Here is a 12,982-nt window from a genome sequence, read left to right on the forward strand (position 1 = left end):
AACGGCCGTGGTCATGCCACGGCCGCCATCATCAGAGGTTCGCCGAGCTTATGGCGTCGTGATGTCAGTATCGAACCATTTCTGGGAGATTTCACCCAGCGTGCCGTTTTCACGCAGTTCAGACAGCGCAGCGTCGACGCGGTCGCGCTGCGCCCGCCCCTCCTCGTCGTCACGGAACGGCAGCGCGTTTTCGATGGTGGTGAACGGTTGACCTGCCAAGGCGAGCGGCAAACCGCGCTCACTAATGACCTGGCTGGCGCTCACTCGATCCATCACGAAAGCATCGACACGGCCCAGCGCGACATCCTGCTCCACATTGGATTCGTAGGTGCGGATATCGATCTCGTCGGCGTTCGGCTGCTCACGCAACAGCTGCTCGTAGTTAGAGCCTAGGTTCACCGCCACGCTTTTGCCGGACAAATCGTCGACGCCTTCGATGGTGTCGTTACCGGCACGTACGACCACTTGGGCACCGTCGTATACATAAGGCGCGGTAAAGGCATACTTGGCTTTGCGCTCATCGGTGATAGTGATTTGGTTGGCAATGGTATCGATGCGACCCGATTCCAACATGCCCGCCAAGCCCGAGAAGCTCGCGGTCACGAATTCGATCTCGTCGCCGGTGATCTCCCCTACTGCATTCATCACATCGACTTCGAAACCCTTCAGCTCATCTTGCTCGACATAGGTGAACGGGAAGTAGCCACCCGACATACCGACACGCAGCGTGTCGGCCTGAGCAGCCATGGATGCCCATCCCGCAACGCCCAAGGAGAGCGCCATCACAGTCTTTTTCAAACGGCTTACGTTCATCATACGGTTTTCCTCATCGGGCCTTAGGCCCCTCGTAGAGACAGGGGCACTGGCGTCGGGGTGCCCGTCACCAGCGCAATGCCGACAAGATACCAGCAAAAAAGAAATAATAAACCGCCTGCTTATGGTTTTTTGGAACTAGCCATATCTCAAGTTGACTGCATCGACTCGCCGCCCAGGCCGACGACCTGCTCTAACTGCTCATAGGCATGACGAAGCCACACCTTCATACGTTGGCGCTCGGCAATGTTCATCAGGCGGCGGTCGTTGGCCACCGCCCAGAAGCTACTGTTATTGAAATCGATTTTTTGGGTGAGCTTGGCATGCAGTCTTGGAAGCTCGATGAGCGCCACCCCCTGGTCAAGAGCTTGCGTATAGGTATCTGACTGCAGAAAGCGCTCGAAATGTTCGCCGCGGCCTTTGTTCTGCACCACCACGATGTCGACGGGTTGCGATGCGTAGCGCGCCAACACCTGAGACAGCAGCGTCACCGAATCGGCGCCATCGTCCATTACGTGCCACCACACGACTTGCATACCCAACTCATCGAGCAGGCCGAACACATCGGTTTCATCGATCCAGCGATTGATGGGCTGGGCCGATTGCGCAGCCAAGTCGATGATCAAATCGCGATCCGGGTGCTCCTCGACCGCCGAGAGCATGCCGTCCAGGCTGTCGTCGTCGCCTACCACCACCGGCGAGGCGTACTCTTGATAAAAGCGTGAAAACGTACCGTGGGAGGCGTCGCAATCAAAGCCCAAAAACGGCCGTTCGTGATCGATGTAGTACTGCGCCAACACCCGCGCCGTCATCGACTTGCCCACCCCACCCTTCTCACCGCCAATAAAGTGAACCTTACCCATCCGTGTCTCTCCGCCGTCGGGCCCGATGCCCTGTTGAGAATTTAGCAGGAAATTAGTTAGCAAGCAGAATAGGTTGAACGAAGTAAAATAAGAAAGAAATGAGCGAAAACGTAAAGAAAATCAAATATAATAATGAAGACAACCATCCAAAATGCTCACTCGCTAACGGCATCAAAAAAAATAATCTTTAGCTACGAACTCTGAAACACATTAGTCAAATCAGCAACAACCAACGATGATGCTTAAAAACAGGCACCACACGAAATCTTAAAGACACCAAAACGAGATGATAGTTTGGCTAGGCATTAATCTTTTAAAGAGTAACGTCTAGCCTTCTTATAACTAAATTAAAGCATACGCTTCAAGTACCCATCTGGGGCAACCGTAATCATAAGCTTATTATGGATATCCTTATCTATTTTAAATCCGTCATGCTTTGAAAGATATTCCCATACAGCTGTTTTTGGGTTATTGCCAGGCCCCCAGGGGCGGTCAGGAAACATATCAGCAGACATATCTTCTACGATAGTGTCAAAGACTACACAATAGCTGCCAACACTCGTCAATGGCGCATAAGCTTCCAACTCGGCCAGGACGTGGTCATGGGTATGGTTAGAATCTAGGCATACCAACACGCGCTCATACCTCTTAGCTATTTGTTGAACCTGTTCAATCACCTCAGGTGCAATACTGGAGCCTTGAATCATTTCGATACGTGAGGACAATGGGTGAGCTTCAATAGCCTCCCTATTATGCGCGCGAATATCGATATCGATACCCAACACTTTGCGTTTAGAATACTTGGGATTAATGGTTTTGCCAGTTTCGATGGCTTCGCACAAATCTAGTAGCGCGAGCATGGATGCACTTAGCATCAATGAACCACCGTGCGCAATACCGGTTTCTATAATCAAATCCGGCTTAACCTCCCAGATAATCTCTTGAATAGCAATCATATCTTGAGGATACTGGATTATAGGGCGCCCAAGACACGAAAAATGATATGTATATTTATGAACAGCACTTCTATTTATCCAGTCTAATGACTTCTCCAACAAAACCTCATCATCCCCCAAAGCAGCAGTGTTTTTTTTAAACTCATCAAGAAAGATTTCTTTTTGATTCAACATCATCAAGCCTCATTTATTAGTTTTCACTACTTTCCCAGGATTACCTACGACTACTGAATAATCAGGGACATCTTTAGTAACCACTGCACCAGCACCGATAGTGGCCCAACGACCTATATTAATTCGAGGAAGAATAGTTGCATTTGTGCCTATAAATGCTCCATCGCCGACTTTACAGCAGCCTGAAATACTAACAGCATGGGCTATAAAAACAGAGCACCCGATCTTGGACTCATGACCGACAACAGAAGCCATATGAATGCTTGTATTATCGCCTATTTGAACCCCTGCCTGGAGAATAACTGATTCTTGCAAATAAACACCCACACCTATCTCCGTCATCGCCAGGTCTATACTTGGATGGATTAAATTAACTAATCGCCCACCGGCATCAATTATTGATTGAGTTGTTTGGTGACGGACAGCCGTATTCCTTGTAATCAAATTGACAAAGCCAACATTTTCTGCCTTCAAATCTGAAACTTTCTCCACACCACCTAAAATAGGCAGCCCATAAAAAGAAAGGCCCTTTTTTTCAGGATTATTATCAAGCATACCTCGAAATTTAACATTTGGAGAGACACGCTCTACAGCACGTATCACACGCATGGTTTCAGGATTTGACGCTCCAAGAAGATAAACATTCATTGAGAACTCCGCGCTTTTCCCAGCATTTTCAGAAGTACTTCTATCACTCTCTCAATTTCGTCACTATGTATATCATGATAGCTTGGAAGATTGATCGCTCTTTGATGAAGAGTGTAAGAATAGGCATTAGACAAAACTGGCTTGAACATAGGTAAGCTAGATAGCGGCCAAAAAAACACACGAGCATCTATATTTTCGGCGGCAAAAGCATTCTGTAGCATTTCTCGCGAAATACCTGTCTCAGGTGCAAAGACGACTGTCGGCATCCATGCCCCATTTATTGTCCCAGGGGGCTCAAGGTTAATACTGACTTCAGTAACGTAAGCTAGCTTTTCATGGTAAGCAGCCAATATTTCTCTTTTTTTATTTATTAACTCATCGATACGCTCCATTTGCGCACACCCTATTGCAGCTTGAATATTAGATATTTTGTATTTAAAACCAACTTCATCAGGCCAAAACTGCTTTACCTGACCACGCGCTCGGCCATGATTGCTTAAGGTTAGCACTCGCTCATAAAGTCCCTCATCGTTAGTAACGAATATCCCCCCCTCCCCAGTCGTGAGGGTCTTGGTGCCATGGAAAGAAAAAGCACCAAAACTCCCCATAGAACCTGCCCGCTTACCATGATATACGGAGCCGATAGCCTCAGCTGCATCTTCAATTATAGGAAGACCGTATTTTTCACCAATCTCCAATAACCGATCCATTTCGCACAGGTTACCGTACAGATGCACAGCGACTATGGCTTTTGTGCGAGGGGTAATAGCAGCTTCTACTTTTTCTGGGTCAATGCACCAGCTATCAGGCAATATATCCACAAAGACAGGTTCTGCACCTAAGTGTACGATTGGAGCCGCAGTAGCAATCCAGTTGCTATCAGCCATAATCACTTCATCACCAGGGCCAATACCGAGCGCAGCCATCCCCATATGCAGTGCTCCGGTACAACTAGAAGTCGCTATAGCGTAATTTACATTCAAGTGCTGTTTAAACAACTCCTCAAAACGGTAAATGTAGTCATAACACTGCTCTCCCCAGCCATTAGCAGCAGCATCGGTTGCATAACGCACTTCTAGATCCGTGATGGAAGGTTTAGTGTACGGTATTCTCGTTTTCATAAGACCCTCAGCTCTGGAACAGCTGTTATAAATTTCACCCCACTCTTTTCAAGATCTGCATTCTGATGCCTGACTTCTTCACAAATATTCCACGGTAAAATCAAAACATAGTCTGGTTTTTTAACAAAAAGCTGATTCGGCGAAAAAATTGGAATATGACTGCCTGGCATAAATTTCCCTTGCTTGGATGCCGCAGCGTCGCACACTAAAGGAAGCAAATCTGGCTTAACTCCAGCATAATTAAGCAAAGTGTTTCCTTTAGCAGCTGCGCCATAAGCAGCAACTATTTTTCCTGCATTTTTTTGTTTTATTAGAAAACAAAGCAGGTCATTCTTGATTTTGTTAGCGCGAAATTGAAAGTCAAGATAAACATCCAATTGCTGCATACCACGGATTATCTCTAGGTGCAATATTTTCGAAACTGATTGATGATCTTCTCTATCATCATCATCATGACAGCCGTATATACGCAAACTTCCCCCGTGAGTATCCAACTCTTCAACATTCCAAATACGTAGGCCCGTGGCCTGGAAAATACGGCTTACAGTGGATAGCGATAAATAAGAGTAATGCTCATGATAAACAGTGTCGAACTGACAATGCTCAATCAATCGCATTAGATGGGGAAATTCTAGAGTGATAGTACCACCTGACTTAAGCACCGACTTAAGCCCACGCGTGAAATCATTAATATCAGGCACATGAGCATAAACATTATTACCGATAATTAAATCTGCCTGCCTGCCTTCATGAGCCAGTTGTTTACCCAGCGCTTCACTAAAAAAATCACGCAGAACAGGAATGCCTTTCTCTTCCGCGACCATAGCAGTGCTGTCGGTTGGCTCGATGCCAAGGCATGGTATATCCATGGCAACAAAGTTTTTCAGCAAATACCCATCATTAGATGCCACTTCGATAACTAGACTGTCAGTATTAAGATTCAGCTCACTAGATATCTGTGTAGCGTATTGTTCAGCATGTGCCAGCCAGCTGCTAGAAGTACTGGAGAAGTAAGCATAATCTGGGCTAAAAAGTTCGCTGGCATGAGCATGATCTTCCGTCTGCACTAGCCAACATTCATCACAAACCTTAACTCTTAACGGGAAATATTTTTCGGGTTTAGCAAGATCAGCTAGCGTAAGATAGGCATTGGAGTGTGGAGCAAAACCTAGGTCAAGAAACGTGTGATTTAAAGATGCCCCACAATGTCGACAGTTCAAAGCACAACTCCTTCAAAATTATTGTCAATTAGTTTATGAGAAGCGTCTCGATCCGATAATTTTTTTATAGGTAGTGGCCAATTAATCGCTAGACGAGGGTCCTGTGGATGCACCCCTCCTTCCATAGCAGGCATATAACTTTGAGAATGAAAATAGAGCATTTCAACGTCATCACTCAAGGTTTGAAATCCATGTGCAAAACCTTCCGGTATCATCAAGGATCTCTGGTTATCTGCACTCAATTTTTCCGCGTGCCAATGGAGAAAAGTAGGTGAACCGTGACGTAAATCGACAGCCAAATCCCACACCGCACCCTTCAAGCAAGTCACTAATTTCATTTCAGTGTAAGGTGCATATTGAAAATGTAGGCCACGAACAGTACCATTAAGACATGTAAAAGTATGATTAATTTGCATGATAGGAGCATGCCAACCGGCCTGCTTTAAAAATTCAGCACAAAATAATCGCTGAAGATAGCCTCGATGATCTCCAACTTGATGCCTTTGCACAAGCATTAATCCATTCAACGGGGTGTTGCTCACGTTCAGCAAGCGCATTATGATTTCATACCTTAAATATGTGACTCATAGGTAGTAATATTTTCTAGACAAAGGGCTTGCGCTGACTCCCCTGCAAGCTGTCGTCGGTACCAATTCATCGTACAGGCTATAGATTTCGCCAAGTCCCATCGCGACTCAACACCTAGTGTAATACGTGCTTTTGCTGTTTCTAGAGCCAACCAATTTGCTTCATGCGGCCCTCCACAACCATCACCCCACTCAATCTTACCGCTCCCAAATGATTTGCACGCCTGTGAAATGACATCTCTTACAGTAGCTGCCTCATGAGAGCGGGGGCCGAAGTTATAAGCACCTGCTTTTTTGGGATCTTTATAGAGCTGCTCTGCCAGATTCAAATACCCATAAAGTGGCTCTAGCACATGCTGCCAGGGGCGAACCGATTTTGGCCGTCTAATGTATAATGAGTGCCCAGCGCTCCAGGCACGCACGGCATCAGGCAATAAGCGATCCTCCGCCCAATCACCTCCACCAATTACATTACCGGCACGGGCCGTCGCCACAGCAACACCTTGCTCTAACAAAAAAGCATCCCGATAACTGGCTACTACCAGCTCAGCAGCAGCCTTACTAGCACTATAGGGATCATGGCCGCCAAGATTATCAGTTTCGCGATACGGATATGGCTGCTCTAGGTTGCGGTAAACCTTATCCGTAGTAACCGTAACAACTACACGCGCGTTCTCCAATCCTCGCAAGCTATTAAGCACATTGGCTGTACCTTGAACATTGGTAGCATATGTAGCCAGCGGGTCTTTGTAGCTAGCACGCACTAATGATTGTGCAGCTAAGTGAAATACTATTTCTGGTTTAGCTTCTTGTACAACGCGCGAGACGTTATGAGCATCGCGGATATCGCATTCGTAGCTCTTTAAGCTGTTATCTACATTGGCAAGCATGTACAAATTTGGGTGCGTATAAGGCGCTAAAGCCAGCCCTGTCACTTCAGCACCCAAGCGCTGCAACCACAAGGCTAACCAGCCTCCCTTGAAGCCTGTGTGGCCGGTCACCAGCACTCGCTTGCCCTGCCAGAAAGACGATGATTCCTTATTCATGACCACAGTTTCCAAGGAGCTTTACCGGAATCCCAAAGATGCTCTAAATAATTTTTTTCACGCAGAGTATCCATGGGTTGCCAAAAACCAATATGTTCAAAAGCTTCCAACTGTCCACTTTTAGCAATGTTTTCCAGTGGACGGCCCTCCCATGAACTTTGGTCCCCATCAATAAATTCCAAAACTTTTGGATGGAGTACAAAAAAACCACCGTTAATCCAAGCGCCATCACCTGGTGGCTTTTCCTGGAAACCACTTACCGTAGTTCCATTTCGAAGCAATGCTCCATAACGACCTGGAGGTTGTACTGCCGTTACAGTAGCGAGCTTTCCATGCTGCTGATGAAAAGCAAGTTGAGCGGCAATATCTATATCGGCCACTCCATCGCCATAGGTAAAACAAAAAGATACTTCATCACGTACATATTTTGCGACCCGCTTGAGGCGCCCGCCTGTTAAAGTTTCTTCCCCTGTATCAACCAATGTGACCTTCCATGGTTCGGCATGTTTATCATGCACTTGCATTGTATTGCTTGACATATCAAAAGTTACATCTGACATATGCAAAAAATAATTAGCAAAATACTCTTTGATAACATAGCCTTTGTACCCGCAACAAATAATAAAGTCATTAACCCCGTAAATAGAATACAACTTCATTATATGCCAGAGAACCGGCTTACCACCGATCTCAATCATCGGCTTTGGCTTTAAGTGTGTTTCTTCAGATATTCTGGTACCAAGCCCGCCAGCTAATATCACGCACTTCATAAACGTCTCCTTTTAACCGAACCTAGCCCTGAGAATGTCATCCACACTCACAATAAGTTTTTTACGAATCAAGGGGTCAGAATCTTTAGACAACTTACTCAAATCATCTAAGTAATAATCAAAGAAATCTTTCCTCTCAAGCTTCAATGGTCTTCCTGCAATTCTTTCATCTTGACTTTCCTTCCTTTTACCAAAAAAGCGTCTATAATAAAAAACATTTGACAAGTTCTTTAGCTTTCCATGCCAAAGAAGATGACTTATCAAAACATGATCAGGCGACAAGGTCACTCTAAACTCAAAATTCTCCAAAGCCTCACGAAGAAAAATTGCGTGTACCACAGTACAATTTGAAAGCTCAGCAACAGACTTCAAATAGCGACTTTCCTTTTTATCATCAAAAAAATCATAAACCCCGCTCTCTAAAAAGCCAATTTCTTTTGAGTTTTCAGCTACCGCCACTGGTTTACCCATCACCATGGATACGCCCGAATCTCTCACTATACTTTCAATAACCGTTGAAAGATAAGAGTCTGACAGAAAATCATGTCCACCTAGCCACATAAAATATTTCGACCGACTATTCTTAAATGCGAACTCAAAATTACCAGCAGCTCCTACATTACCTTGGTGTTGAAATATTTCAAATCGGTCATCCCCTATCACCTCTTCACAAATGATATTCAACGTATTGTCTGTGGAGCAGTTATCTGAAATCAGAAACTTTACATCGCCAAAGTCTTGTTTTTTCAATGACTTAATGGTTTCACGTATATATTTTTCTTCATTATAAACCGGCACTCCTACACACAGGGTAAATTCACGCTGGTTACACTCAAGCTCGCTGGGGTCATAAATCACTTCACGCTTCAACTCTGGCTGTTTCATTTTATTAGCCAAGCCATCCACCACCAAGTACCCCTGAGCTTTCTCCCCATCCACCTGAGCTAACAACGCATACGCCATATCCTTGATGCCGTACACCGTATACAAAAAGAACGCGAGCCTCATACATTGTTCTTGGCTCAACTCCGCCATACGCTCATGATTTGGCAGGAAAATAGCATCGGCACTTGCCAATTCTGTCGCTTGTCGCTTCTCTGCGGGCATACTTAAGGGTAGGTAGCTGCGGTACTGCTCGTTGTTGAAACGATAAAAGCGGAAACCGTGGCGAACCATCCAATTCTGCACTTCGGCTAAGTTGGGCTGGCGCTGGTGGGTTGGCTGAAAAGCTAACTTCACCTGCACAAGTAAGGTATTAGCCAAATATATATGGCCATTTTCCAAAATAGCTATAGCATCGTTCAAGCTATCTAATAAAAGTAAATCAATACCTGGAAGCCCTTCAATAGCATTAAGCGGCACCGTACTCGTAGGCAGCATTGACAGCACACGAAGAGGATCATCCTGCTCACCAGTTTGCTGCTCCTCTAAAGGTTGGAGTGTACCTGTTAACTCAGGGTCCAACGTTGCGTACAACGTAGCATCCTTACCATCTCCTAATGTAGCGTGAGGGTAGTGGTGCCATTCGCCAAGCTGTTTTAGATCACCAGCCTGCTTAGTTAGTAAACTCCCAGGATCGAAGGTAATGACGGCAAAGTTGCCTGTTTGCATCCACTCGGTGAATTTTGGATGTCTGGCAAACAATGTGCCATTGTCAATGACGGTAATGGGGCTTTCCAGGTTCCACTCAAAATCCGCTTCTTGAAACTCTGGTTTTGCTTCTACCTTCGCTAGCTCAATTGGCTGACCTTCATCAGTAAACCAAGCATCTCCCTCTTTATTAAAAGTGAGTGCTTCTGGCGCTTTGCCTTCACAGTGACGCTGCCATATACCACGCATCGCCTTCGTAAAATTTTTAGCAAAACGAGCACCGTCACATACAGGAGACTCTTTTAAAATCGTGCGCAACGCGGCGCGTATGACCGCTAAATTAGGTAAATCGCTGGCAAGCTCTTTTGCTCGTTTCCGGAAGTCATACCAGTTATCGGTAACAAGCTCGGGTAAGCCCGCATTTGCTAAGTGCGTTGCACTATGTCGACCGGCAAAGGTCGGCCCCATGCATGTCACTACCGGAACTCCCATTGCGAGTGCTTCACACGTAGTTAAACCACCGGAGTATGGCCATGTATCTAATGCAATATCAATGCTTTGATAGGTAGTTAAAAACTCTTGGTGTCTAGCGGGCCCCTGTAATATCAAACGATCACGATCTACACTATGCTCAAAGAATCGAGACTCCATACGTTTACAGAACTCTTCTCCTTCAAACTGAATGCCACGTAATAACAGCTTGCTATTAGGAATTTCTTTGAGCAAATCAGCCCATTCTTTTATTAGTAGAGGTGACAACTTAGCAGGGTTATTCAAGCAGCCAAATGTTATGTAGCCATTCTTTAACGCAGGCAGACCATTAACATCGGGGATATAATCAGGGATATGGTAGCAAACGTAATCGTCTGGCAGGCGAATCAGCTTTTCAGTATATAGCATATCTACGCCCAAAGGTGTCTCAATGCCGTCGCTTAGGAGATAATCGAAACAGTCAAGCCCTGTAGTATTGATCAACATCCCCACCCATTTGACGATCAATGGCGCTGGTTCTCTTGAAATCACTTGGTAGCGAGACCCTTCACCACCACCATTTAAATCGATCAGGATATCAATCGCATCTTGACGTATTTGATTATCAAGCTCATCATCATTTAAGCCAGCCACATCAATCCATTTATTGACGCACTTCTTAATCTTCTGAGTTAAATTATCAGTTTTTTGATTAGTACTATAAGCAAAGAGCTCTAATTCTCTATTATCCAAATTCTGCAGTGCTGGCAAGATCATTTGTCCAACAGGGTGAATTCTAAAGCTGCCCGACAATAGTCCTATACGCACCCGCTTATTCGAATATTTTTTTGTACTCGCCCTGTTCACCAGATCACTATTTACATACTTTTTCTGCCACTCACGAGCAGATTTATAAATATCATCTACTGTATATGTGGGGTTATAATGTTTGGCCACCAACAGATTAGTAGCCACACTTGAATTATCTTGGAGCTTTAGCTCATCATTGAAATGCTGCTCAGCACTCTCATAAAGTCCTTCGCGGAGGTCTAGACTAGCAATATGATTGCTAATACCTAAACGGGCAGGCGCAATTTTTTTTAGCTTGACAGCTGCTTTGCGGGCCTCCGTAGGTCTTTTGGCTTGATCCATGATTCGGCTTCGCCACAAAAGTGCCTCAGGGTCATTGGGGCTTATATCGCATGCTTTATCATTGGCATCTAGTGCATGCTCAATACGCCCCAAAACATGGTAAGCACGACTTGTCCATGTCCACACCTTGACGTTACGAGGCTCATATTTGTGCAATGGCAGTAGTACTTTCAATGCTTCTTCAGCAAAACCAGCAAGCAAAAGATACTGTGCATATTTTATTGACGCTTTTGTATTTTGATGAGGCAGTAAAGAGCATGAAGTCGCCATGGCAGCAGACGCTTCTCGCATTCGATCAAGATTACCCAAAGCGTTTGCTTTTAACTCCCATGATTCTGGAGACTTAGGAAAAGCATCTATCAAGCGATTTGCTATAGCAAGTGCTTGGGCATAACGTCGGTTGTCGAAATGCTCCTGAAACTCTTTCAGGTAGTGATGCATAGCTGGTTTCAGCGCACTAGAGTTAGCTGGTTTATTTGTACGTTTCGACTTTTTCCGAGACATTCTTTCCTAACCCTGCAGACATGAAGTGAGATGCCATTGTAACGCGATCTGGCATACAAAAAAGGCTGGCCAATGGCCAGCCTTCGCTTCTATTTCTTGCTTTAACTGCGTAGCAATTAGCCCAGCAGAGACAGTACCGACTGCGGCGTCTGGTTCGCCTGAGCCAGCATAGAAGTACCTGCCTGTTGCAGAATCTGTGCACGAGTCAGGTTGGATACCTCTTCGGCGTAATCAGCGTCTTGGATACGTGAACGAGCTTCTGACAGGTTAGTGACGTCAGTGGTCAGGTTCTCAAGTACTGATTCGAAACGGTTGATGGTCGCACCTAGTGTAGCGCGGTTGTCATCGATGGTTTGTAGAGCACTATCAACAGCATCGATTGCCGACTGTGCAGAATCGAAATCAGCAACGCTGAGAGCATCGATTCCCAGAGTGCTTGCTGTAGCATCCACGGTACTAATGGAAAGGTTATCAACATCAGCGGTGGTATTGGCGCCCACTTGAATGTTCAAAGTACCGTCTGCGTTCAGCAAGTTAGTACCGTTAAATGTAGTCGCGTTGGCAACACGAGTAATTTCAGAAATACGCTCGTCGATTTCTAGCTGGATAGATGAGCGGTCTTCTGCTGTGTTGGTATCGTTAGCTGCCTGAACCGCCAGCTCGCGAATACGCTGAAGGTTGTCGCTGATCTGGTTCAGACCGCCTTCTTGAGTCTGTGCCAGAGAAATACCGTCATTGGTGTTACGCTGAGCTTGCTGCATGCCCGTGATTTGAGCGCTCATGCGGTTGGCGATGGCTTGACCAGCAGCGTCGTCGGCAGCGCTGTTGATACGCAGGCCAGAAGACAGACGCTCTTGCGCCTTGGCCAGCATGGCCTGGGAGTTAGACAGGTTGTTCTGACCGATCAGGGCAGTGATGTTCGTATTGATCACAGACATGGAAGTGCTCCTTGAAGATTAACTGGCCATCAGGCCTGCTTTGCGGCGGTCAACCGCCGTTATTTTAATTAACGGCAGGCCAGTCAGAATCTTTAAAAAATTAAGCGCTTTTTTTGTAAAACAATGTAA

11 protein-coding genes are annotated in these 12,982 nt (G+C 45.7%); all 11 read right to left on the reverse strand.

The features are described 5' to 3' along the window. Positions 1 to 48: 48 nt before the first annotated feature. Positions 49 to 816 (reverse strand): amino acid ABC transporter substrate-binding protein, encoded by a 768-nt coding sequence (locus FHJ80_RS03900; protein WP_139525732.1) that lies wholly within the window; start codon positions 814 to 816, stop codon positions 49 to 51. Between the two features lie 146 nt (positions 817 to 962). Beyond that, on the reverse strand, positions 963 to 1,676 hold the full coding sequence (locus FHJ80_RS03905) for a mobilization protein (RefSeq protein ID WP_139525733.1): 714 nt from the start codon (positions 1,674 to 1,676) through the stop codon (positions 963 to 965). Between the two features lie 347 nt (positions 1,677 to 2,023). After that, entirely contained in the window at positions 2,024 to 2,809 is a 786-nt protein-coding gene (locus FHJ80_RS03910; protein WP_218013963.1) for a cephalosporin hydroxylase family protein, read from the reverse strand. A gap of 6 nt (positions 2,810 to 2,815) precedes the next feature. Continuing rightward, positions 2,816 to 3,454 carry an acetyltransferase gene (locus tag FHJ80_RS03915; protein ID WP_139525734.1) on the reverse strand — a complete coding sequence of 213 codons (639 nt, stop codon included), beginning with the start codon at positions 3,452 to 3,454 and terminating at the stop codon, positions 2,816 to 2,818. After that, positions 3,451 to 4,575: a DegT/DnrJ/EryC1/StrS aminotransferase family protein gene (locus FHJ80_RS03920; RefSeq protein ID WP_139525735.1), complete on the reverse strand. Its 1,125-nt coding sequence runs from the start codon at positions 4,573 to 4,575 to the stop codon at positions 3,451 to 3,453. The genes FHJ80_RS03915 and FHJ80_RS03920 overlap by 4 nt, the downstream gene beginning before the upstream one ends. After that, complete coding sequence (locus tag FHJ80_RS03925) at positions 4,572 to 5,795, reverse strand: class I SAM-dependent methyltransferase (RefSeq protein WP_139525736.1); 1,224 nt, start codon at positions 5,793 to 5,795, stop codon at positions 4,572 to 4,574. The genes FHJ80_RS03920 and FHJ80_RS03925 overlap by 4 nt, the downstream gene beginning before the upstream one ends. Continuing rightward, positions 5,792 to 6,352: a dTDP-4-dehydrorhamnose 3,5-epimerase family protein gene (locus tag FHJ80_RS03930; RefSeq protein ID WP_139525737.1), complete on the reverse strand. Its 561-nt coding sequence runs from the start codon at positions 6,350 to 6,352 to the stop codon at positions 5,792 to 5,794. The genes FHJ80_RS03925 and FHJ80_RS03930 overlap by 4 nt, the downstream gene beginning before the upstream one ends. A 14-nt stretch (positions 6,353 to 6,366) precedes the next feature. Continuing rightward, positions 6,367 to 7,428 carry a CDP-glucose 4,6-dehydratase gene (gene rfbG, locus FHJ80_RS03935; RefSeq protein ID WP_139525738.1) on the reverse strand — a complete coding sequence of 354 codons (1,062 nt, stop codon included), beginning with the start codon at positions 7,426 to 7,428 and terminating at the stop codon, positions 6,367 to 6,369. After that, entirely contained in the window at positions 7,425 to 8,198 is a 774-nt protein-coding gene (gene rfbF / locus FHJ80_RS03940) for a glucose-1-phosphate cytidylyltransferase (protein ID WP_139525739.1), read from the reverse strand. The genes rfbG and rfbF overlap by 4 nt, the downstream gene beginning before the upstream one ends. Positions 8,199 to 8,210: 12 nt before the next feature. Beyond that, positions 8,211 to 11,915 carry a glycosyltransferase gene (locus tag FHJ80_RS03945; RefSeq protein WP_139525740.1) on the reverse strand — a complete coding sequence of 1,235 codons (3,705 nt, stop codon included), beginning with the start codon at positions 11,913 to 11,915 and terminating at the stop codon, positions 8,211 to 8,213. A 116-nt stretch (positions 11,916 to 12,031) separates the two neighbouring features. Beyond that, a complete protein-coding gene (locus tag FHJ80_RS03950; RefSeq protein WP_139525741.1) occupies positions 12,032 to 12,853 on the reverse strand; it encodes a flagellin in 822 nt (273 codons plus the stop codon). Positions 12,854 to 12,982: the final 129 nt, after the last annotated feature.

It is taken from the genome of Halomonas sp. BL6, assembly GCF_006228115.1.
In the GTDB taxonomy this organism is placed as follows: Bacteria; Pseudomonadota; Gammaproteobacteria; order Pseudomonadales; family Halomonadaceae; genus Vreelandella; species Vreelandella piezotolerans.